Origin of the sequence: Brachybacterium sp. GPGPB12 (genome assembly GCF_038396325.1) — a bacterium.
Lineage (GTDB): Bacteria > Actinomycetota > Actinomycetes > Actinomycetales > Dermabacteraceae > Brachybacterium > Brachybacterium conglomeratum.
In genome coordinates this window covers 1,377,061-1,397,229 of record NZ_CP149573.1, presented here as the reverse complement: position 1 = coordinate 1,397,229, position 20,169 = coordinate 1,377,061, and the positions used below count along the sequence as shown (strand labels likewise).

The window sequence follows — 20,169 nt, the reverse complement described above, 5'->3', positions numbered from 1 at the left end:
CATGCTGATCCCTCGCAGGACCAAGCACCGCAAGCGGCACCACCCGACCCGCGCCGGCATGGCCAAGGGCGGCACCGATCTGGCATTCGGTGAGTACGGCATCCAGGCGCTCGCGCCGGCGTACGTCACCAACCGTCAGATCGAGGCGGCTCGTATCGCCATGACCCGCTACATGAAGCGTGGCGGCAAGGTGTTCATCAACATCTACCCCGATCGTCCGCTCACCAAGAAGCCTGCCGAGGTCCGCATGGGCTCCGGCAAGGGCTCGGTCGAGTGGTGGATCGCCAACATCAAGCCGGGACGCGTCATGTTCGAGGTCGCCGGCGTCGAGGAGGAGGTGGCTCGCGAGGCTCTGCGCCTGGCGATGCACAAGCTCCCCATGAAGTGCCGCATCCTGAGCCGAGAGAGTGGTGACATCTGATGGCAGCGACCAAGCTCACCGCCGATGAACTCGACAAGCTGGACGACTCCAAGCTGGCCGAGGAACTGGCGAAGGCGAAGGACGAGCTGTTCAAGCTCCGTTTCCAGAACGCCACCGGTCAGCTCGAGAGCTCCGGCCGTCTGCGGTCCGTCAAGAAGGACATCGCACGGATCTACACGATCCTGCGCGAGCGCGAGCTGGGCATCCGTCAGGCGCCCGGCGCCGCCGAGTGACCCCGGAGCGAGGAACTGAGATGACTGAGAACAACCAGGCCGTGACCCCGGCCGTCGAGGATCTCGCGAAGGAGGGTGCGCAGGCGTCGACCGCCGAGCGTCCCTACCGCAAGACCCTGCGCGGCTACGTGGTCTCCGACAAGATGGACAAGACGATCGTGGTCGAGGTCGAGGAGCGTGTGAAGCACGCCCGCTACGGCAAGGTCACGACCAAGACGAGCAAGTTCAAGGCCCACGACGAGGAGAACACCGCCGGCATCGGCGATCGCGTCCTCGTCATGGAGACCCGCCCGCTCTCCGCGTCCAAGCGGTGGCGGCTGGTCGAGATCCTCGAGCGCGCCAAGTGATCCGCCGTCGGTCCGCGTGACCGCCCGGCGCACTGAGAAGGGCCGGTCCTCCCCACGGGGAGGGCCGGCCCTTCTGTCGCATCCGGGGCTCAGCCCGGAGGGCCGACGAGGTGCACCAGGAGCGCACCGGCCAGAGCGTCCTCGGCCTTCGGGGCGGTGACCTCGCGCGGCTCCCCGTCCCCGTCGCGCGACTCCACGACGAATCCGCCGTCCTCCCTCCGCCGCGGCGCGGAGAAGGCGGCGCCGAGCGCCTCGCGCGCCTGGTCCTCCCGCGGCGACCACACCGCCTCGTCCTGCTCCACGGAGTCCAGCGCCCATTCGGTGGTGCCGTTGAAGCGCAGGACGCGGGTGCCGGTGTGCCCTCGGCCCACCTCCACCACCATCGAGGAGAGCATGAACGCCTCCTCGCGCAGCGGCGCGTTGTCGATCGCGAAGAGGTCCCCGTCGGCCGGTTCCCAGGGCGGCCCCGCGTCTCGGAGCCGTCTGGCCACATCGATGTCGATCATGGGGAGAAACCTACGCCTCTGCCGGGTGCCGGCACCATGCTCCAGGTCCGGGGGCCGGATCGCCGGAGGGGGTGAGGACGCCTCCCGGACGCAGGAGAGCAAGCACACACGAGGGAGCCCGCCCCGCAGGGGTGACAGTTCCGGGGGCGGAGCGTAGTCTTGAGCGGTTGCCGGAGGACTGCGCCCCGCCCCATGGTGGTGGTGCCCGATTCCGCGACAGGATCCGGGACACCCGATCCGTCCTCGCCGGAGACCTCGCACGAGAGGCGAACGCCGCGCGTTCACCACGCCAGTGCCTGAGTCCGGCAGAGGGTTTTTGGTGCCCGGGACCCGTCGGCGGCGACGTCCCGGCGCGGCGGCGTCCATGGCGGCGCCGAGCAAGGTCCATATTCCGTTCCGCCAGGCTCGGCCGGCCCGCTCCCGCGGGTCGGAAGAGAACCGGTGAGACGATAGGAGAACGAGTGATTCAGCAGGAGTCGCGACTGAAGGTCGCCGACAACACGGGTGCCAAGGAGATTCTCTGCATCCGTGTTCTCGGTGGCTCCGGTCGCCGTTACGCCAGCATCGGCGACACCATCGTGGCGACCGTCAAGGACGCCATCCCCGGTGGCAACGTCAAGAAGGGCGACGTCGTCAAGGCGGTCGTCGTCCGCACGTCCAAGGAGGTCCGTCGCATCGACGGCTCCTACATCCGCTTCGACGAGAACGCGGCGGTCATCCTCAAGACCGACGGCGAGCCGCGCGGTACTCGCATCTTCGGCCCCGTCGGCCGCGAGCCGCGCGACAAGCGCTTCATGAAGATCGTCTCGCTGGCACCGGAGGTGCTGTGACATGGCAAAGATGAAGATCAAGAAGGGCGATCTCGTCCAGGTCATCACGGGCCGCACGAGCGACGCCGACAAGGCCGCCGCACGTGGCCTCGAGGCCGGCGACAAGGGCAAGCAGGGGCGCGTCCTGCAGGTGTTCCCCGATACCCAGCGCGTGCTGGTCGAGGGCATCAACCGCCGCACCCATCACGTCAAGCCGAACCAGGCCGGCGGCGCGGGCGGCATCGAGCGGCGCGAGGCCCCCATCCACGTCTCCAACGTGGCCCTGGTCGACCCGGAGGACAACAAGCCGACCAAGATCGGCTACCGCGTCGAGACCGTCGAGCTCGAGAACGGCCGCACCAAGCAGGTGCGCGTCCGCTTCGCCAAGCGCTCCGGGAAGGACATCTGATGAGCGAGACCGCCACCCAGGCGCCCACCCCGCGCCTGAAGACGAAGTACAACGACACCATCAAGGCGCGACTGACCGAGCAGTTCGGCTACGAGAACGTCATGCTGGTGCCCGGCCTGACCAAGATCGTCGTGAACATGGGCGTCGGCGACGCCGCACGCGACTCGAAGGTCATCGACGGCGCCATCAAGGACCTCGCCGCCATCACCGGCCAGAAGCCCCAGGTCACCAAGGCTCGCAAGTCCATCGCGCAGTTCAAGGCGCGTGAGGGCATGCCGATCGGTGCGCACGTCACGCCGCGCAACGCCCGCATGTGGGAGTTCCTGGACCGTCTGCTCTCGACCGCGCTCCCGCGAATCCGCGACTTCCGCGGCCTCTCGCCGAAGCACTTCGACGGCAACGGCAACTACACCTTCGGTCTCACGGAGCAGGTCATGTTCCACGAGATCGACCAGGACAAGATCGACCGCGTCCGCGGCATGGACATCACGGTCGTCACCACCGCGAAGACCGACGACGAGGGGCGCGCGGCCGCTCAAGCCGCTCGGCTTCCCCTTCAAGGAGGAGAACTGATATGGCGAAGACAGCCCTGATCAAGAAGTCGGAGCGCAAGCCGAAGTTCGCGGTGCGCGCCTACACCCGGTGCCAGCGCTGCGGTCGGCCCCACTCGGTCTACCGCAAGTTCGGCCTCTGCCGTGTGTGCCTGCGCGAGATGGCTCACCGCGGAGAGCTCCCCGGCGTCACCAAGAGCGGCTGGTAAGGACTACCGCCACAGGTCCCACGGCCCCGTCACGGGGCGTAGGGGAAACCAGGTGAGGAAGAAGCAACAGACATGACCATGACCGACCCGATCGCGGACATGCTCACGCGGATCAGGAACGCCTCCGGGGCGTACCACGAGACCGCGTCCATGCCGTATTCGAAGCTCAAGGCCCGCATCGCGGACATCCTGAAGGCAGAGGGCTACATTCTCGGCTGGCGCGAGGAGGAGGCCGAGGTGGGCAAGTCGCTCGTCCTCGAGCTCAAGTACTCCGACAGCCGCGAGCGTGCCATCTCCGGGATCCGCCGCATCTCGAAGCCGGGCCTGCGCGTGTACGCGAAGTCCACCAACCTGCCCAAGGTCCTCGGCGGACTGGGCGTGGCGATCCTGTCCACGTCCTCCGGCCTCCTGACCGACAAGCAGGTCGCCAAGAAGGGTGTGGGTGGGGAAGTCCTCGCCTACATCTGGTGAGCGGGAGAGGAGACCACTAGCTATGTCCCGCATCGGACGCCTGCCGGTCGCAGTGCCGGCCTCTGTCCAGAACGTCACCATCGAGGACCGCACCGTCACGGTGACCGGCCCCAAGGGCGAGTTCACCCATGAGGTGCCCGCGCCCCTGACCGTCGCGCGCGACGACGAGGGCAACATCGTCGTCTCGCGTCCCGATGACGAGCAGGAGAACCGTGCGCGCACGGTCTGACCCGCACGCTCATCAACAACATCGTCCTCGGCGTCACCGAGGGCTTCACGAAGAAGCTGGAGATCGTCGGCACGGGCTACCGCGTCGTCGCGAAGGGCACGGACCTCGAGTTCGCCCTCGGCTTCTCCCACCCCGTCACGGTGAAGGCGCCCGAGGGCATCACCTTCGCCGTCGAGTCGCCGACCAAGTTCTCGGTCAGCGGCATCTCGAAGCAGACAGGTCGGGCACGTGGCCGCGAAGATCCGCGGGATCCGTCCGCCGGAGCCCTACAAGGGCAAGGGCGTGCGGTACGCCGACGAGGTCGTGCTCCGCAAGGCCGGAAAGGCTGGTAAGTGACCATGGGTTACGCACTCAAGCACACCAAGGGCAACCGCGGCAGCAAGGCTGCGCTCGCGCGGTCGTCGCCACCTCCGCGTCCGTCGCCGCGTCATCGGCACCGCCCAGCGTCCGCGCCTGGTGGTCACCCGTTCGTCGCGTCACGTCTTCGTGCAGGTCGTCGACGACTCCCTCGGCAAGACCATCGCGTCGGCCTCCACCATGGAGGCGGACCTCCGCGGCGCCGAGGCGACGAAGTCGGACAAGGCCCGCACCGTCGGCACCCTGGTCGCCGAGCGCGCCAAGGCCGCCGGCATCGACGCGGTCGTCTTCGACCGCGGTGGCAACAAGTACCACGGCCGCGTGGCCGCCGTCGCCGACGGCGCCCGCGAGGCCGGCCTGGCGCTGTGACCGCCGCCCGGACACAGGACGAGAAGAGGATCTGAATATGGGCGCACAGCGGCGTAGCAACGGTCCCGCGGCCTCCGGCCGACGGGACGACAACACCAGCAACAACAACGATCGCGGCGGCCGTCAGGGTGGCGACCGCGGCGGCCGTCAGGGTGGTCGCGGTCGCGGTCAGGACGCCGAGAAGTCGGCGTTCCTCGAGCGCGTCGTGAGCATCAACCGCGTCTCCAAGGTCGTCAAGGGCGGCCGTCGCTTCGCCTTCACCGCACTCGTGGTGGTCGGCGACGGCGACGGGACCGTCGGCGTCGGCTACGGCAAGGCCAAGGAGGTGCCGGCGGCGATCTCCAAGGGCGTAGAGGAGGCGAAGAAGAACTTCTTCCGCGTCCCGCGCGTCCAGGGCACCGTCGTGCACCCGGTCCAGGGCGAGGATGCGGCGGGCGTCGTCCTGCGCGTCCGGCCGCCCCCGGCACCGGCGTGATCGCCGGCGGTCCGGTCCGCGCCGTGCTCGAGTGCGCCGGAGTGCACGACGTGCTCTCCAAGTCGCTCGGCTCGACCAACGCGATCAACATCGTGCGAGCCACCGTCGACGCCCTCAAGCGGCTCGAGGAGCCGGAGGCCGTGGCCGCACGTCGCGGTCTCGCGGTCGAGGACGTCGCCCCGGCGGCGCTCCTGCGGGCCCAGGCCGAGGGCCGCGCCGCGGCCCGTGCCGAGAAGGTGGGTGCGTGATGCAGATCAAGGTCACCCAGACCCGTTCCGAGATCGGCGGCACCCAGAGCCAGCGAGCCACCCTGCGCGGCCTCGGCCTCAAGCGCATCGGTGACACGGTGGTGAAGGAAGACCGCCCCGAGATCCGCGGCATGATCCGCACCGTCACCCACCTGGTGACGTTCGAAGAGGTGGAGTGAATCTCATGAGCATCGAGGACCAGAACGCAGCAACCCCTTTGAAGCTCCACGACCTGCGCCCCGCGCCCGGTTCCAAGACCGCGCGCACCCGCGTCGGCCGTGGTGAGGCTTCGAAGGGCAAGACGGCCGGTCGCGGCACCAAGGGCACCAAGGCCCGCTACCAGGTGCCCGTCGGCTTCGAGGGCGGGCAGATGCCGCCGCACATGCGGTCGCCGAAGCTTCGCGGCTTCACCAACCCCTTCCGCGTCGAGTACCAGGTCGTGAACCTGTCGACCCTGCAGGAGCTGTTCCCCGAGGGCGGCACCGTCACGGTCGAGGACCTCGTCGCCAAGGGCGCTGTCCGCAAGAACCAGCCCGTGAAGGTGCTGGGCCAGGGCGAGGTGAGCGTCAAGCTCGACATCACCGCTCAGAAGTTCTCCGCCTCGGCGGAGCAGAAGATCGCGGCGGCCGGCGGGTCCGTCACCACCGCGTGACATCTTTTTGACGGGCACCGCGGCACAGACTTAATCTGAGCCGCGGTGCCCTGTCGTCATTCCAGGGCCGGTCCGAGAGTCCGCGTGCACCACGCGGCCGCAGGACGGCCGACCACCGCCTCGGCCCCGTCCCAGGACCTCCAGGAGGGAATCAGGTGAACTCGTTCGTGCGCGCGCGCGCACCCCCGAGCTGAGGGCGAAGATCCTCTTCACGCTCGGTCTGATCGCCGTCTATCGACTCGGCGTCTTCATCCCCACCCCGGGATTCGACGCCACCAACGTCATGATGTGCGCGGACCAGGCCGCCTCGGGCCAGGGCGCCAACGTGCTGGGCATGGTCAACATGTTCTCCGGCGGCGCGGCGCTGCGGCTGTCCATCTTCTCCCTCGGCGTGATGCCGTACATCACCGCCTCGATCATCGTGCGGCTCCTGCGCGTGGTGATCCCGCGGTTCGAGGCACTCCACAAGGAGGGCGCCTCCGGCACCGCCAAGCTCACCCAGTACACCCGCTATCTCACGATCGGCCTGGGCGTCCTCCAGGCCACCACGATCATCACGCTGGTGCGATCGGGCAACTTCTTCGTCGGTCGCACCCTCGAGCTCGTCCCCGACCAGTCGATCCCGACCCTGCTTGCTCATGGTGATGACCATGACCGTCGGCACCGTCCTGATCATGTTCATGGGCGAGATGATCACCGAGCGCGGCGTCGGCAACGGCATGTCGCTGATGATCTTCTCGTCCATCGCGGCGAGCTTCCCCTCCGCCTTCGGGCAGGTCTGGCGACTCAAGGGCTGGATCACCTTCTCCCTGGTGATGCTCGTGGGCCTGCTGATCATGGTCGGCATGGTCTTCGTCGAGCAGTCCCAGCGCCGCATCCCCGTGCAGTACGCCAAGCGCATGGTGGGGCGGCGCATGTACGGCGGCACCTCGACCTACATCCCGATCAAGGTCAACCAGGCCGGCGTCATCCCCGTCATCTTCGCCTCCTCGATCCTCGCGCGCCGCAGATGGCCGCCTCCTTCGGCGACCCGTCGGCCGGATGGGTGCAGTGGATCAACTCGCACCTCGTCCTCGGCCAGTCCTTCTCGTGGATCTACGCGGTGGTCTACGTGGCGCTGATCGTCTTCTTCGCGTTCTTCTACGTCTCGATCACCTTCAACGCGGAGGAGATCGCCGACAACATGAAGAAGTACGGCGGCTTCGTCCCCAACGTGCGCGCGGGCAAGCCCACCGAGCGTTACCTGCGCTACGTCATCAACCGCATCCAGAGCGGCGGCGCCGTCTATCTCGCGGTGATCTGCCTGATCCCGCTGGTCGCGCTGTTCTACCTCGGCACCTCGCAGGACTTCCCGCTGGGCGGCGTCTCCCTCCTGATCGTGATCGGCGTGGGACTGGACACCGTCAAGCAGATCGACGCGAAGCTCCAGCGAGCACCACTACGAAGGGATTCTCCGGTGACCACCCCCACCGCCTCGAACGGCTCGACCGCCCCCGCCCGTCGCCTGCTGATCGTCGGCCCGCCCGGAGCGGGCAAGGGCACCCAGGCCGTGCGCATCGCGGAGGAGCTCTCGATCCCCGCGATCTCCACCGGCGACATCTTCCGCGCGAACGTCTCGGGGCAGACCGAGCTCGGCGTCCTCGCGAAGTCCTACATGGACAAGGGCGAGTACGTCCCGGACTCCGTCACCAACGACATGGTCCGCTCGCGACTGGCCGAGGCCGACGCCCGGGACGGCTTCCTGCTGGACGGGTATCCCCGCACCCTCGACCAGGTCGAGGCGCTCGACGGCATGCTCGCCGAGCTCGGCACCCCGCTGGACCTCGTGCTGCTGCTCGTGGTCGAGCAGGAGGAGGTCGTCGCGGCGCCTGCTGGCGCGCGGCGCCGAGCAGGGCCGCAGCGACGACACCGAGGAGACGATCCGACGCCGCCTCGAGGTCTACGCCGAGCAGACCGCCCCGCTGATCGACGTCTACGAGCGGCGCGGCCTGGTGCGCCGCGTGGACGGCATGGCCCCGATCGACGAGGTCACCGCTGCGGCGCGCGAGGCCCTCGGCGCCCGATGAGCCTCCTGCCCGAACGGGTGGAGTGGAAGACGCCCGAGCAGATCGCGGTGATGCGGCGCAGCGGTCACCTCCTGCACCGCGTCCACGACATGCTCGAGTCAGAGATCCGCCCCGGGATCACCACGGACGAGCTCGACTCCCTCGCCCACACGATGATCCGCGACGCGGGGGCGACACCGAACTTCCTGGGCTACCAGGGCTACCCGGCCACGCTCTGCATCAGCGTCAACGACGTGGTGGTCCACGGCATCCCCGACGCCCGCCCCCTCGAGGAGGGGGACGTCGTCTCCATCGACGGGGGCCTGATCATCGACGGCTGGCACTCGGACGCGGCCCGTACCCACATCGTCGGCCGGGCCCGCTCGGTCGGCGACGAGGACCTGGTGCGGATCACCGAGGAGGCGCTCTGGGCCGGGATCGCGGCGCTCGCCACCGCCGAGCGCGTGGGCGACGTCGGCGCCACGATCGAGGACTACGTCGAGCAGGCGGCGGGGGAGTCCCTCTCCCACCTCGAGGGCTTCGGCGGCCACGGCATCGGCACCGCGATGCACCAGGCGCCCGATGTCATGAACTACCGGGTCCGCTCCCGCGGACCGAAGGTGCGCCCGGGCCTGTGCGTCGCGATCGAGCCGATGCTGATCCAGGGCCAGGGGAACTGGGAGCTCGAGGACGACGAGTGGACAGTCCGCGCCACCTGCGGCGGCCGCGCCGCCCACGCCGAGCACTCGGTCGCCGTGACCGAGCAGGGGCCGCTGGTGCTGACCGCCGGCGACGGGGGAGCGGCCGAGCTCGCCCGGCGCGGGGTCGTCGCCGCGCCCGATCCCCTCGCGGCCTGAGCCGGCAGGCTCCGTCCGCCCGGTGCGGGGTCGTCCCGTCGACGGGCGCGGAGGGGGAGCGGGGCCGACGTGATGGGCATCATCGCGTCGGCCCTCGCCGAATCCGGACCTCGCGTGTAGGCTGGTCCATCGGGTGTGCTCCGATCGCGCGTGCGAACGTGTGCTCGTGCAGTCCCGTCGTGCCGTCCGTCCGGCAGGTCCTCGAGGCCGCAGGGCGAGGCCGACGCGCCGCCTCGGCGCCACCCTCGTCGATCACCGTACCGTCACCCGACGGTCGGTGTGCAGGGCCTGGGGAACCAGGAACCAAGTACGCGGAACTCGGCCCCGGCTTCGCCGGAGGCGGGAGATTGGGGAGGCATGGCGAAGAAGGACGGAGTGATCGAGGTCGAGGGCACGGTCACGGAGGCGCTCGCGAACGCGCGCTTCCGCGTCGAGCTCGACAACGGGCACATGGTGCTCGCGCACATCTCCGGAAAGATGCGCCAGCACTACATCCGCATCCTTCCCGAGGACCGTGTGGTCGTCGAGCTGAGCCCCTATGACCTCGACCGGGGCCGCATCGTCTACCGCTACAAGTGATCGTCCCGGGAGAAGGAAAGCTATGAAGGTCAAGCCGAGCGTCAAGCCGATCTGTGACAACTGCAAGGTGATCCGTCGCCACTCGCGCGTCATGGTCATCTGCTCGAACCCCCGTCACAAGCGGCGCCAGGGCTGAGCGGAACGATCCGCCCGTCCCGGCTCCTGCCGTGACAGCCGCCGTCAGGCGGCACGCCCCGCGCGCGGGGCATCGCGCCCGCATCGCGGGCACCACACAAGTGAAGAGACGACACCACCGGCATCGGCCGGTCACCCGCAGGACGGAGGCCGCGGCGTCGGGGAGACAGTCCCGGCGAGGTGTCGGCTCAGGCCTCCGAGACAGTAGGAGAATCTGCACATGGCACGTCTGGTGGGAGTGGACCTTCCGCGCGAGAAGCGCCTCGAGGTCGCCCTGACGTACATCTTCGGCATGGGACGCACGCGCGCCCAGGAGACCCTCGCCGCGACCGGCGTCTCCGGTGACAAGCGCGTCCGTGAGGTGAGCGACGAGGAGCTCGTCCAGCTCCGCGATCACATCGAGGCGAACTACATGGTCGAGGGCGACCTCCGCCGCGAGGTGGCCGCCGACATCCGCCGCAAGGTCGAGATCGGCGACTACCAGGGCCGCGCCACCGCCGCGGCCTGCCCGTCCACGGTCAGCGCACGAAGACCAACGCGCGCACCCGCAAGGGTCCGAAGCGCACGGTCGCCGGCAAGAAGAAGGCTCGCTGATCCGCGGCTTCCGCTGATCGGCCGCCCGGCTCCGTCCCGGAGCCCGCAGTCACTTCGCGCCGCTGAGGGAACCGGCGCACCCCCACACCACCAGAGGAGTTCTGCCGCATGGCAACCAAGACCCGTCAGGCCGCCGCGCGCAAGCCGCGCCGCAAGGACAAGAAGAACATCGTCAACGGCCAGGCCCACATCAAGAGCACGTTCAACAACACCATCGTGTCCATCACGGACCCGACCGGCGCCGTCATCTCCTGGGCCTCCGCCGGCCAGGTGGGCTTCAAGGGCTCGCGCAAGTCGACCCCGTACGCCGCGCAGATGGCCGCCGAGGCCGCCGCGCGCCAGGCGCAGGAGCACGGCCTGAAGAAGGTCGACGTCTTCGTGAAGGGCCCGGGCTCGGGCCGCGAGACCGCGATCCGCTCGCTCACCGCGACCGGCCTCGAGGTGGGCTCGATCCAGGACGTCACCCCGCGCCCGCACAACGGCACCCGTCCGGCCAAGCGCCGCCGCGTCTGATCCCGTCGACCGTGACGACGGGACGCCCCGCTCGTCACGGTCGACCGTGTCGGGCGGGGTCTCCCGCGCCCGGCGTCCCCGGACCCCTCGCGGGTCATCCCCGTCTTCCAGGCCCACCGCCCCCTTCTGAGCGTCATATGGCGGACGCTCGCCGAAAGGATCCACAGTGCTCATTGCACAGCGCCCCACGCTGACCGAAGAGGTCGTGTCGGACAACCGCTCCCGGTTCGTCATCGAGCCGCTCGAGCCGGGCTTCGGCTACACCCTCGGCAACTCCCTGCGCCGCACCCTGCTGTCCTCCATCCCCGGCGCCGCGGTCACCTCGATCCGCATCGACGGCGTCTTGCACGAGTTCAGCACCGTCCCCGGCGTCAAGGAGGACATCACCGAGGTCATCCTCAACATCAAGAACCTCGTCGTCTCCTCGGAGAACGACGAGCCGGTCGTGATGTACCTGCGCCGCGAGGAGGCCGGCCGCGTCACCGCCGCCGACATCACCCCGCCGGCCGGCGTGGAGATCCACAACCCCGACCTGCACATCGCGACCCTCAACGAGAAGGGCCGCCTGGAGGTCGAGCTGATCGTCGAGCGCGGCCGCGGCTACGTCTCCGCCGCGCAGAACAAGGGCGTCGACGGAGAGATCGGCCGGGTCCCGGTCGACTCGATCTACTCGCCCGTGCTGAAGGTGACCTACAAGGTCGAGGCGACCCGTGTCGAGCGGCGCACCGACTTCGACAAGCTCATCGTCGACGTCGAGACCAAGCCGGCCATCAGCCCCCGCGACGCGGTGGCCTCGGCGGGCAAGACCCTGGTCGAGCTGTTCGGCCTGGCCCACGAGCTGAACCAGGAGGCGGAGGGCATCGAGATCGGCCCCTCGCCCACCGACCAGGCGATGGCCGCTGATCTGGCCCTGCCGATCAACGACCTGAACCTCACGGTCCGCTCGTACAACTGCCTGATGCGCGAGGGCGTCCACACCGTCGGCGAGCTGACCGCCCGCTCCGAGGCGGACCTGCTCGACATCCGCAACTTCGGACAGAAGTCCATCGACGAGGTCAAGGCGAAGCTCGCCGAGCTCGGGCTGTCGCTGAAGGACTCCCCGGCCGGGTTCGACCCCGCTGCCCTGGACTCCTACTCCGACGACTTCGGCGACCAGTACTGACCTTCACTTCCACCAAGGAGAACGACCATGCCTGCACCCACCAAGGGCGCGCGCCTCGGCGGATCCCCCGCGCACGAGCGGATGATCATCGCGGGCCTCGCCACCGAGCTGTTCCGTCACGGCCGGATCACCACCACCGAGACCAAGGCCAAGCGCCTCCGCCCCCACGCGGAGCGTCTGATCACCCAGGCGAAGAAGGGCGACCTCGCCTCCCGTCGCCGCGTGATGCAGACCGTCCGTGACAAGGGCGTCGTCTACGAGCTCTTCGAGGAGATCGCTCCGACCTTCTCCGAGCGTCCCGGCGGCTACACCCGCATCACCAAGGTCGGCCCCCGCAAGGGCGACAACGCCCCGATGGCCGTCATCGAGCTGGTCACGGAGGAGTACTCCGCGAAGCAGTCCGTGGTGAAGGAGGCCGAGGGCGCCGCGAAGAACGCGTCCAAGGCCGACGAGAAGCCCGCCGCCGAGGAGAGCACCGCACCGCGGCGCGAGGAGGCCGCGACGGCCGGGGAGGACGACGCCTGAGCGGCGTCTGATCCCGCCTGATCACGAGGGCGGACCGACGGGAGGAATCCCGACGGTCCGCCCTCGTCGTCGTCCGCGCCCCTCCGCAGCGTCGCCGAGGCCGCGCCGACTCCCGTCCGGGGCCGCTGGCGTTGCTCACCGCCGACGGGACCTCGAGAGGCAGGGGGCGGTGCAGTACGGTGTGTGCAGTCGTCGTGCGGCGGTGAGGCCGGGCAGGTCCCGCACTTCGCAGGCATGGCCGGCGTCCCGTTCCTCATCCTCCGGAGTGACCCCACCATGACGCGACACCCTTCCTCCTCGTCGTCGCACCCCGCCCTCCCCGCACCGTCCGCCCCGGTCCTCGGGCGGCGGGGCGGAGACGCCCCACCCGCCGGCTCCTCCCTGGGCCGCCGTTCGCTGTTCGCGGGATCGGCGCTGGCCGGCGCTGCGATGCTGGCCACGGGGGTCGCCCGCGCCGAGGGGGAGCCGGACCCCGACGGCGCCCACGAGGACCAGCCGCCCGCGCAGGGCGGCACCGGCCGACGCGCGGCCGAGCCGCGCACCACCACCATCGCGCCGCGGGAGGCGGAGCTCGTGGAGCGCGATGGGCGCCAGGTCCGCAGGGTGGTGGGTCACCCTGCGGCGCTGGTCGGCATCACCTGGGACGAGGGGGACGTCGAGCCGGCCGTCTCGGCGCGCGGCCTGCAGGTCGACGGGGCCTGGAGTCCCTGGCACGAGCTCGAGGTCGCCGTCGACCTCGACACCGGGGTGCGCAGCGCCGGCACGGAGCCGGTGTTCTTCGCCGACGTCACCGAGGTCGAGGTGATCGGCGAGCTGGACGGCGCGGACGCGACCGAGGGCCTGTACGTCCATCTCATCGACTTCCCCGAGGATCCCAAGCAGGCCCCGATGGCGCTGGACGAGGGCGGGATCCCGGCCGACGATGTCGCGCGCGAACGCGATGGCGAGGAGGTCGCGAGCGCGTCGGCCGAGCCGACCGCGCCGCAGGAGACCCCGCAGCGGCGCGCCGAGGAGACCGCCGCCACCGAGGAGACCGGCGAGGACGAGCGGCCCGGCTCCGCGCCTGCTCCCTCCGACGGCGGCGGGGCGGGCCCCTCCGACGGGGGCGGGGCATACCCCTCCGACGGCGGTGGTGGCGAGCCCTCCGACACCGGCGGCGCGGGAGGCGGCGTCGGCGGCGCCGGAGTCCAGGGCGCAGCGGTGCCTGCCCGGGGTCCGTTCCAGCCGATGGCGCTGGCCCCGAAGGAACTCGGGATCCCCGGCGCGCCGCCGATGATCACCCGGGCGCAGTGGGGCGCGACGGAGAGCGCGACCCGCTCGACCTCCACGAGCTCCGCCCTGAAGTCCGTGGTGCCGCACCACACCGCCGGGACCAACAACTACTCGCGGTCCCAGGCCGCTCAGCAGATCCGCGGCATCTTCGACTATCACGTGCGCGTGCTGGGCTGGGCGGACATCGGGTACAACGTGCTGGTGGATCGCTACGGGCAGATCTACGAGGGGCGGCACGGCGGCCTCACGCGCAACGTGAACGGCGCCCACGCCCTGGGGTTCAACACCGGCGCCTTCGGCATCTCCGTGATGGGCGACCATTCCTCGCTCAAGGCCAGCACCGAGGCGCGGGAGGCCGTGATGCGGGTGGCCGCCTGGAAGCCGCTGTCCACCTTCCTCGACGACGTGAAGGCGAAGAGCTCCTGGACTGTCGGCGTGGACGGCACCCGCTGGAAGCGCGGCACCACGGTGAGCCTGCCGAGGTTCTTCGGGCACCGTGACGTGAACACGACCTCGTGCCCCGGCGACGCCCTCTACAGCGCGATGGACGACCTGCGCTGGGGGATCCAGACCCGGATCGACTCCGGGTGGCGCTTCCATCTGCGCGCCTTCGCGGACCACGGCGGCGCCTCGACGCTGGGCACGGTGCTGACCTCGGCGCAGAAGGAGGGCGACCACACGATCACCCGGCTCTCCGAGGGCCTCATCGTGTCCGGCCCGGGCCTCTCGGCACGGGCGGCGACCACCACCGACTCGATCCGCCGCGCTGGCGGCCGTCCTGGGGCAGGCCGCTGGAGGACCACGTCAGCGCCGGTGATCGCCACACGCGCCGCTTCGACAAGGGGATGGCGGTGCGGGAGAACGGGCGCAACCGCTTCGTCACCCCCTACTTCGTTGACGTCCCCGTCACCCACCAGTACTTCCTGGAGATTCACGACCTGCGCGAGCAGGGGATCATCCCCGGCTGGTCGGGGCGGAAGTTCCGGGTCAAGGACGCGACCACGCGCAACCAGGCGATCACCTACCTGTACCGGCTCCTGGGATCGCCGAGCTTCACGCCGCCCACGCGCTCCCCGTTCTCCGACATCACCCCGCGGCACGCGCAGTACCGCGAGGTCACGTGGGCGCATTCGAAGGGGATCCTCGAGCCTTTCTCGGACGGCGACTTCCGTCCGTCGGCCGCGGTGCGTCGTGACGAGCTCTCCCGCTTCCTGCACCGCGGGGCCGGGAGCCCGAAGTGGTCGCCGGCGCGGGCCTACGAGTTCTCGGACGTGTCGAAGAGCTCGTCGTACGCGACCGAAATCGCCTGGATGGCGGACACCGGCATCTCCGCCGGCTGGGGTCGCTCCTTCAAGCCCGGCGATCCGGTGAACCACGAGCGTCTGGCCGCGCCGCTCACCCGCTTCCAGGGCGTGCTCGGCTGAGCGACGCCTGAGCCGCAGACGAAACCGACGGATGGGCGACGGCGCGCGCGAGCTCTCGGCTCGCGCGCCCCGTCGTCGTAGCGGCTCAGCCGCTTTCGCTCAGCCGAAGTAGCGCGGCAGGGTGCCCTCGCGCGGCTCCCGCGGCTCCCCGATGCCGAAGGCTCCCAGCCCCTCGATCTCCAGGGCGCCGCCGCCGGTGGTGCCGATCGCGAGCGCGGGCACCCCGTGCTCGGCGGCGAGGGCGAGGAAGCGCTCCTCGGCCTCGGCCGGGACCGCGACCAGGGCGCGGGCCTGCGACTCGGAGAACAGGGCGGTGGGGAGGTCGACGCCGTCCCGCTCGAGGAGCCCGTCGAGGGCGACGCGGGCTCCCGTGCCGAAGCGGGTCGTCGACTCGACGAGCGCCTGGACGAGACCGCCGTCGGAGAGGTCGTGCGCGGAGGCGGCGAGGCCCTGTTCGGAAGAGGCGACGAGCACGCGGGCGAGCGTGCGCTCGGCCTCGAGGTCGACCTGCGGGGGCGTACCGCCGAGGTGCTGGTGGATGACGTCGGACCAGGCGGAGCCGGAGAGCTCCTCGCGGGTCGTGCCCAGCAGCGGCACCGCCTGGCCCTCGTCCTGCCAGCCGGAGGGGACGCGGCGCGAGACGTCCTCGAACACGCCCAGCACGCCCACCACGGGGGTGGGGTGGATCGCGGAGTCGATCAGGCCCGGCTCGCCGGTGGAGTTGTACAGGGAGACGTTGCCGCCGGTGACGGGCACCTCGAGGGTCTCGCAGGCCTCGGCGAGCCCGCCGATCGCCTCGACCAGGCGCCACATGGGGCCCGGGTCCTCGGGCGAGCCGAAGTTCAGGCAGTCCGTGATCGCCAGCGGCGTCGCCCCGGCGGTCGCGACGTTGCGGTACGCCTCGGCCAGGGCGATCTGCGCGCCGGTGCGGGGATCGAGCTTGGTGTAGCGGCCGTTCGCGTCGGTCGCGAGCGCGATGCCGCGTCCGGACTCCTCGTCGATGCGGAGAACGCCGGCGTCGTCGGGCATGGCCAGCGCCGTGTTCCCGCCGACGTAGCGGTCGTACTGGTCGGTGACCCAGCCCGGGGAGGCGAGGTTCGGGGAGGCGATCAGCGTGCGGATCTGCGCGAGGATCTCCTCGGCGCCCTCGGGGCGGGGGAGGGCCTCGGCGCGGTCGGCCTGGAGGGCGTCCTGCCAGTCGGGGCGGGCGTAGGGACGGTCGTAGACGGGGGAGTCGATCGCGACGGTCGCCGGGTCCACGTCCACGATCCGCTCGCCGTGGTGGTCGATGGTGAGGCGGCCGTCGCCGGTGACCTCGCCGATCACGGCCGCCTCGACGTCCCACTCCGCGGCGATCGCCTGGAACTCCTCGAGCTTCTCCGGCGGGACGACCGCCATCATGCGCTCCTGCGACTCGCTCATGAGGATCTCCCCGGCGGTGAGGGTCGGGTCACGCAGCGACACCTCCTCGAGGTGGATGTGCATGCCGGAGCCGCCGTTGGCGGCGAGCTCGGAGGTCGCGCAGGAGATGCCCGCGGCGCCGAGGTCCTGGATGGCCGCGACGGTGCCGGCCGCATACAGCTCGAGGCGACTCGATGAGGACCTTCTCCATGAAGGGATCGCCCACCTGGACGCTCGGCCGCTTCAGCGGCCCGTCCTCCTCGAAGGTCTCCGAGGCGAGGATGGAGGCGCCGCCGATCCCGTCCCCGCCGGTGCGGGCGCCGAAGAGGACCACCTTGTTGCCCGCGCCGGTCGCGGCGCCGGAGCGGATGTCCTCGTGGCGCATCATGCCCACTGCGAGCGCGTTGACCAGCGGGTTGGTCTGGTAGGAGGCGTCGAATACGGTCTCGCCGCCGATGTTCGGCAGGCCGAGGGAATTGCCGTAGCCGCCCACGCCGGCGACCACGCCGTGGACCACCCGGGCGGTGTCGGGGTGGTCGATCGCGCCGAAGCGCGGCTGGTCCATGACTGCGACGGGCCGGGCGCCCATCGAGATGATGTCGCGCACGATGCCGCCCACGCCGGTCGCGGCGCCCTGGTACGGCTCGACGTAGGAGGGGTGGTTGTGGGACTCGACCTTGAAGGTCACCGCCCAGCCGCCGCCGATGTCGACGACGCCGGCGTCCTCGCCCATGCCCACCAGCGGCTTCTCGCGCATCGCGTCGGTGGTGTGCTTCCCGAAGGTGCGCAGGTGCTTCTTCGAGGACTTGTAGGAGCAGTGCTCGGACCACATGACCGAGTACATGGCGAGCTCGGCGTTGGTGGGGCGACGGCCCAGGATCGCGCGGATGCTCGCGTACTCGTCGTCCTTCAGCCCGAGCTCCGCATACGGTCGCACCTGGTCCGGCGTCGCGGAGGCGTTCTCGACGGTGTCGGACTCCGCGGCGTGGCCGTGGGGGGAGGTGGGAGTGGTCTCAGCGGTCATCGCGGGGTCGGGTCCGTTCGTCACGAGGGCTGGGGGAGCGGCGGGCCTCGCGGCCCGGCGCAGGGTGTCCCCAGTCTACGAGCGACACGGACGGCAGGGGCGCCCGGGGCGAGCGCTGAGACCGGGAGTGAGACCGGAACGGCATCCGGCAGGGCGGCGCGCACGGGAAGAGCGGCCGACGGGGACCTCGTCCCGTCGGCCGCTCTCCCGGCCCGTGCTGGTCAGGCGCTCGGCGTTCGGCCTGTCAGCGCTCTGACCGTCAGCGCTCGGGGCGTCAGCGCGAGGAGCCCTTCCTCCCCTGGCCGCGGCGCGCCCGCTTCTCCGCATCGCGCGCCGCCTTCTCGCTCACGGGCGCGTCGCTGCTCGCCCGCCGCGCGCGGAAGTACGCGGCGGCCTCGTCCTGGCGCTCCTGCTCCCCGCCGAGCGCGATCGGCGCGCGCACGTGGCCGGGCCGGATGTCGAAGGCCGCGACCAGGTCCAGCACGTGCGGGCGCAGGCGCCACAGCAGTCGGCGCAGGTCACCCTCGATCTGGCGGCCGCGCTGGGTGGAGATCATCCCGCTGAGCAGGAACCAGGCGAGGTCGTCGTTGATCGCGGTGAGGCCGAACAGGTCCCGGACGTCGGTGAGCACCGCCTTCGAGCCCTCGTCCTCGAGCGCCTCGATCCCGGCGGTGAACGCCCGCCAGCGCACGAGATCGGCGTGCGCGCGGGCGGCGTCGAGCATCTCGACCTGGTGCTTGTTGACCTCGGCGGCGGCGTCGGCCGGGCTCATCCTCGCGGTCTTGCGCAGGGCGAGGGCGACCTCCTCGACCTTGATCCTGGCGCGGTCGGCGAGCATCTCCTCCTGGAACTCGGCGCCGCGCATCGAGTCGAAGGCGCGGCGCGCGTTGCCGCGGTCGCTCACGCTCTGGCCGAGGCGGGCCCAGGGGGTGTGGCGCTTGGCGAGCACCTCGGCGCGTTGGGAGATGAAACGGCCGATCCCGGCGCGGTCCACGTTCTTCAGCTCGGAGGTGTAGTCCGACAGCGGCCGCTTGGCGACCAGCTGCAGCAGGATCGTGTTGTCGCCCTCGAAGGTCGCGTACACGTCGAGGTCCTGGTGGAGCCCGACGAGCTGGTTCTCGGCCATGAAGCCGGAGCCGCCGCAGGCCTCGCGGCACTCCTGGATGGTGTCCAGGGCGAGCCAGGTGGAGGTCGGCTTGAGCGTCGCGGCGAGGGTCTCGAGGTCCTCGCGGCCCTCGGGGGTGTCGCCGCGGCCGGAGAACACGTCGTCGAAGGCGTGCAGCGAGCCTGCTCGTGCGCGAAGGCGCCCGCGTAGGTCGCGGCGAGCTTCGGCGAGAGGCGGTGCAGATGCGCCTGGTAGTCCATCAGCACGGTCTCGCGCGTCGGGTCGGCGGCGGTGAACTGGCGGCGCTGGGTGGCGTAGGTGATCGCGATGTGCGGCGCGAGCTGCGAGGCGCGGATCGCGGAGCCGTCGAGCGAGACGCGGCCCTGCACGAGCGTGCCGATCATCGTGAAGAAGCGCCGCCCGGGGGAGTCGATGGGGGAGGAGTAGGTGCCGTCCGCGGCGACGTCCCCGTAGCGGTTCAGCAGGTTGCGGCGCGGGACGCGCACGTGGTCGAAGGCGAGGCGACCGTTGTCGATGCCGTTCAGGCCGCCCTTCTCGCCATCGTCCTCGCTCTGCACGCCGGGCAGGAGGTTCCCCTGCGCATCGCGCACCGGCACGTAGAAGCAGTGCACGCCGTGGTCGACGCCGTTCGTGATCAGGCGCGCGAAGACCGTGGCGGCCCTCGCGTGGATCGCGGCGTTGCCGAGGTAGTCCTTCCACGCGGCGCGGAAGGGGGTGTTGATGACCCACTCGCCGTCCTCGCCGCCCTCGGGGTCGAAGGTCGCCGTGGTGGCGAGGGACTGCACGTCGGAGCCGTGCCCGATCTCGGTCATCGCGAAAGCGCCGGGGGTCTCGAGGTTCATGGCGCCCGGCACCCAGGCCTTCTCTTGCTCCTCGTCGCCCAGCCGCACGATCGCGGAGGTGAACAGCCCCCACTGCACGCCGGCCTTGATCTGGAGGGACGGGTCGGCGACGACCAGCTCCTCGAAGGCGGCGACGTTGGCGCCGTTGTCGTTCGGGCCGCCGAGGTGCTCGGGGAGCATCGGCGCCGAGACCTCTTCCTCGGCGAGGGTCCGGAGCTGGCCGAAGACCCGCTCCCGGTGCTCGGCGACGCTCGCGTCGATCGGGCGGTGCATCTCGGGGCGGGCCGCCCGCTCGCGGGCGTCGCGCCGAGCGTCGGCCCAGGCGCCCAGCGGCGCCTCTCGGAGACCATCTCGACGTCGAGGCGGGGGCGCCGTCGGCGGGGA

The 20,169-nt window shown here is 70.7% G+C and carries 18 protein-coding genes and 8 pseudogenes; 23 read left to right on the top strand and 3 right to left on the bottom strand.

Translation table 11 applies throughout. The features are described 5' to 3' along the window. The first annotated feature begins 1 nt into the window (after position 1). From rplP to rpsQ, 3 genes are read left to right on the top strand one after another with little or no spacing between them, the layout of a single operon-like run. Positions 2 to 421 carry a 50S ribosomal protein L16 gene (rplP, locus tag WKH84_RS07940; RefSeq protein ID WP_341856224.1) on the top strand — a complete coding sequence of 140 codons (420 nt, stop codon included), beginning with the start codon at positions 2 to 4 and terminating at the stop codon, positions 419 to 421. Beyond that, positions 421 to 654 (top strand): 50S ribosomal protein L29, encoded by a 234-nt coding sequence (gene rpmC, locus WKH84_RS07935; RefSeq protein ID WP_010550325.1) that lies wholly within the window; start codon positions 421 to 423, stop codon positions 652 to 654. Before rplP ends, rpmC begins: the two co-directional genes overlap by 1 nt. A gap of 20 nt (positions 655 to 674) precedes the next feature. Beyond that, a complete protein-coding gene (gene rpsQ, locus WKH84_RS07930) occupies positions 675 to 1,001 on the top strand; it encodes a 30S ribosomal protein S17 (protein ID WP_341856223.1) in 327 nt (108 codons plus the stop codon). An 89-nt stretch (positions 1,002 to 1,090) separates the two neighbouring features. On the opposite strand, the gene WKH84_RS07925 is transcribed toward rpsQ, so the two are convergent. After that, entirely contained in the window at positions 1,091 to 1,507 is a 417-nt protein-coding gene (locus tag WKH84_RS07925) for a hypothetical protein (RefSeq protein ID WP_341856222.1), read from the bottom strand. Between the two features lie 461 nt (positions 1,508 to 1,968). On the opposite strand from WKH84_RS07925, the gene rplN reads away from it, so the two are divergent. From rplN to WKH84_RS07825, 20 genes and pseudogenes are all read left to right on the top strand, one after another. Next, positions 1,969 to 2,337: a 50S ribosomal protein L14 gene (gene rplN / locus WKH84_RS07920; RefSeq protein WP_341856221.1), complete on the top strand. Its 369-nt coding sequence runs from the start codon at positions 1,969 to 1,971 to the stop codon at positions 2,335 to 2,337. 1 nt (position 2,338) lies between these two features. Continuing rightward, complete coding sequence (gene rplX / locus WKH84_RS07915; protein ID WP_341856220.1) at positions 2,339 to 2,725, top strand: 50S ribosomal protein L24; 387 nt, start codon at positions 2,339 to 2,341, stop codon at positions 2,723 to 2,725. Next, positions 2,725 to 3,298 (top strand): annotated as a pseudogene (rplE, locus tag WKH84_RS07910) (50S ribosomal protein L5). The gene rplX and the pseudogene rplE overlap by 1 nt, the downstream one beginning before the upstream one ends. Position 3,299: 1 nt before the next feature. After that, positions 3,300 to 3,485 carry a type Z 30S ribosomal protein S14 gene (locus tag WKH84_RS07905; protein ID WP_341856219.1) on the top strand — a complete coding sequence of 62 codons (186 nt, stop codon included), beginning with the start codon at positions 3,300 to 3,302 and terminating at the stop codon, positions 3,483 to 3,485. 72 nt (positions 3,486 to 3,557) lie between these two features. After that, positions 3,558 to 3,956 carry a 30S ribosomal protein S8 gene (gene rpsH / locus WKH84_RS07900; protein ID WP_341856218.1) on the top strand — a complete coding sequence of 133 codons (399 nt, stop codon included), beginning with the start codon at positions 3,558 to 3,560 and terminating at the stop codon, positions 3,954 to 3,956. A gap of 22 nt (positions 3,957 to 3,978) precedes the next feature. Further along, positions 3,979 to 4,521, top strand: a pseudogene (gene rplF, locus WKH84_RS07895) (50S ribosomal protein L6). 48 nt (positions 4,522 to 4,569) lie between these two features. Further along, positions 4,570 to 4,911, top strand: a complete 342-nt coding sequence (gene rplR, locus WKH84_RS07890) for a 50S ribosomal protein L18 (protein ID WP_341856818.1) — start codon at positions 4,570 to 4,572, stop codon at positions 4,909 to 4,911. A 37-nt stretch (positions 4,912 to 4,948) separates the two neighbouring features. Beyond that, a pseudogene (rpsE, locus tag WKH84_RS07885) lies at positions 4,949 to 5,634 on the top strand (30S ribosomal protein S5). Continuing rightward, positions 5,631 to 5,813 carry a 50S ribosomal protein L30 gene (rpmD, locus tag WKH84_RS07880; protein WP_053917125.1) on the top strand — a complete coding sequence of 61 codons (183 nt, stop codon included), beginning with the start codon at positions 5,631 to 5,633 and terminating at the stop codon, positions 5,811 to 5,813. Before rpsE ends, rpmD begins: the two are co-directional and overlap by 4 nt. Before the next feature lie 5 nt (positions 5,814 to 5,818). Further along, entirely contained in the window at positions 5,819 to 6,286 is a 468-nt protein-coding gene (gene rplO, locus WKH84_RS07875) for a 50S ribosomal protein L15 (protein WP_341856217.1), read from the top strand. 190 nt (positions 6,287 to 6,476) lie between these two features. Continuing rightward, positions 6,477 to 7,746: pseudogene (gene secY, locus WKH84_RS07870) on the top strand (preprotein translocase subunit SecY). Continuing rightward, positions 7,743 to 8,352: pseudogene (locus WKH84_RS07865) on the top strand (adenylate kinase). Before secY ends, WKH84_RS07865 begins: the two co-directional pseudogenes overlap by 4 nt. Further along, positions 8,349 to 9,188: a type I methionyl aminopeptidase gene (gene map, locus WKH84_RS07860; protein WP_341856216.1), complete on the top strand. Its 840-nt coding sequence runs from the start codon at positions 8,349 to 8,351 to the stop codon at positions 9,186 to 9,188. The pseudogene WKH84_RS07865 and the gene map overlap by 4 nt, the downstream one beginning before the upstream one ends. A 357-nt stretch (positions 9,189 to 9,545) precedes the next feature. After that, positions 9,546 to 9,767: a translation initiation factor IF-1 gene (infA, locus tag WKH84_RS07855; RefSeq protein WP_010550308.1), complete on the top strand. Its 222-nt coding sequence runs from the start codon at positions 9,546 to 9,548 to the stop codon at positions 9,765 to 9,767. A 22-nt stretch (positions 9,768 to 9,789) separates the two neighbouring features. Further along, the gene (gene rpmJ, locus WKH84_RS07850) at positions 9,790 to 9,903 is read left to right on the top strand and encodes a 50S ribosomal protein L36 (protein ID WP_341856215.1); all 114 of its coding nucleotides are present in this window, start codon (positions 9,790 to 9,792) and stop codon (positions 9,901 to 9,903) included. 219 nt (positions 9,904 to 10,122) lie between these two features. Further along, positions 10,123 to 10,496, top strand: a pseudogene (gene rpsM / locus WKH84_RS07845) (30S ribosomal protein S13). Between the two features lie 108 nt (positions 10,497 to 10,604). Further along, positions 10,605 to 11,009: a 30S ribosomal protein S11 gene (gene rpsK, locus WKH84_RS07840; RefSeq protein WP_341856214.1), complete on the top strand. Its 405-nt coding sequence runs from the start codon at positions 10,605 to 10,607 to the stop codon at positions 11,007 to 11,009. Positions 11,010 to 11,175: 166 nt separating this feature from the next. Next, a complete protein-coding gene (locus tag WKH84_RS07835) occupies positions 11,176 to 12,171 on the top strand; it encodes a DNA-directed RNA polymerase subunit alpha (RefSeq protein ID WP_341856213.1) in 996 nt (331 codons plus the stop codon). A 27-nt stretch (positions 12,172 to 12,198) separates the two neighbouring features. Beyond that, positions 12,199 to 12,696 (top strand): 50S ribosomal protein L17, encoded by a 498-nt coding sequence (gene rplQ, locus WKH84_RS07830; RefSeq protein ID WP_341856212.1) that lies wholly within the window; start codon positions 12,199 to 12,201, stop codon positions 12,694 to 12,696. A 234-nt stretch (positions 12,697 to 12,930) separates the two neighbouring features. Next, positions 12,931 to 15,339 (top strand): N-acetylmuramoyl-L-alanine amidase, encoded by a 2,409-nt coding sequence (locus WKH84_RS07825; protein ID WP_341856211.1) that lies wholly within the window; start codon positions 12,931 to 12,933, stop codon positions 15,337 to 15,339. A 152-nt stretch (positions 15,340 to 15,491) separates the two neighbouring features. Here WKH84_RS07825 and purL read toward each other — a convergent pair. Further along, positions 15,492 to 17,817, bottom strand: a pseudogene (gene purL, locus WKH84_RS07820) (phosphoribosylformylglycinamidine synthase subunit PurL). Between the two features lie 274 nt (positions 17,818 to 18,091). Continuing rightward, positions 18,092 to 20,115, bottom strand: a pseudogene (locus WKH84_RS07815) (acyl-CoA dehydrogenase). Positions 20,116 to 20,169: the final 54 nt, after the last annotated feature.

Coding starts and splice junctions, on each gene's coding strand:
- rplP (WP_341856224.1), top strand. CDS start 2: ATGCTGATCCCTCGCAGGACCAAGCACCGCAAGCGGCACCACCCGACC.
- rpmC (WP_010550325.1), top strand. CDS start 421: ATGGCAGCGACCAAGCTCACCGCCGATGAACTCGACAAGCTGGACGAC.
- rpsQ (WP_341856223.1), top strand. CDS start 675: ATGACTGAGAACAACCAGGCCGTGACCCCGGCCGTCGAGGATCTCGCG.
- WKH84_RS07925 (WP_341856222.1), bottom strand. CDS start 1,507: ATGATCGACATCGATGTGGCCAGACGGCTCCGAGACGCGGGGCCGCCC.
- rplX (WP_341856220.1), top strand. CDS start 2,339: ATGGCAAAGATGAAGATCAAGAAGGGCGATCTCGTCCAGGTCATCACG.
- WKH84_RS07905 (WP_341856219.1), top strand. CDS start 3,300: ATGGCGAAGACAGCCCTGATCAAGAAGTCGGAGCGCAAGCCGAAGTTC.
- rpsH (WP_341856218.1), top strand. CDS start 3,558: ATGACCATGACCGACCCGATCGCGGACATGCTCACGCGGATCAGGAAC.
- rplO (WP_341856217.1), top strand. CDS start 5,819: ATGAGCATCGAGGACCAGAACGCAGCAACCCCTTTGAAGCTCCACGAC.
- map (WP_341856216.1), top strand. CDS start 8,349: ATGAGCCTCCTGCCCGAACGGGTGGAGTGGAAGACGCCCGAGCAGATC.
- infA (WP_010550308.1), top strand. CDS start 9,546: ATGGCGAAGAAGGACGGAGTGATCGAGGTCGAGGGCACGGTCACGGAG.
- rpmJ (WP_341856215.1), top strand. CDS start 9,790: ATGAAGGTCAAGCCGAGCGTCAAGCCGATCTGTGACAACTGCAAGGTG.
- rpsK (WP_341856214.1), top strand. CDS start 10,605: ATGGCAACCAAGACCCGTCAGGCCGCCGCGCGCAAGCCGCGCCGCAAG.
- rplQ (WP_341856212.1), top strand. CDS start 12,199: ATGCCTGCACCCACCAAGGGCGCGCGCCTCGGCGGATCCCCCGCGCAC.
- WKH84_RS07825 (WP_341856211.1), top strand. CDS start 12,931: ATGGCCGGCGTCCCGTTCCTCATCCTCCGGAGTGACCCCACCATGACG.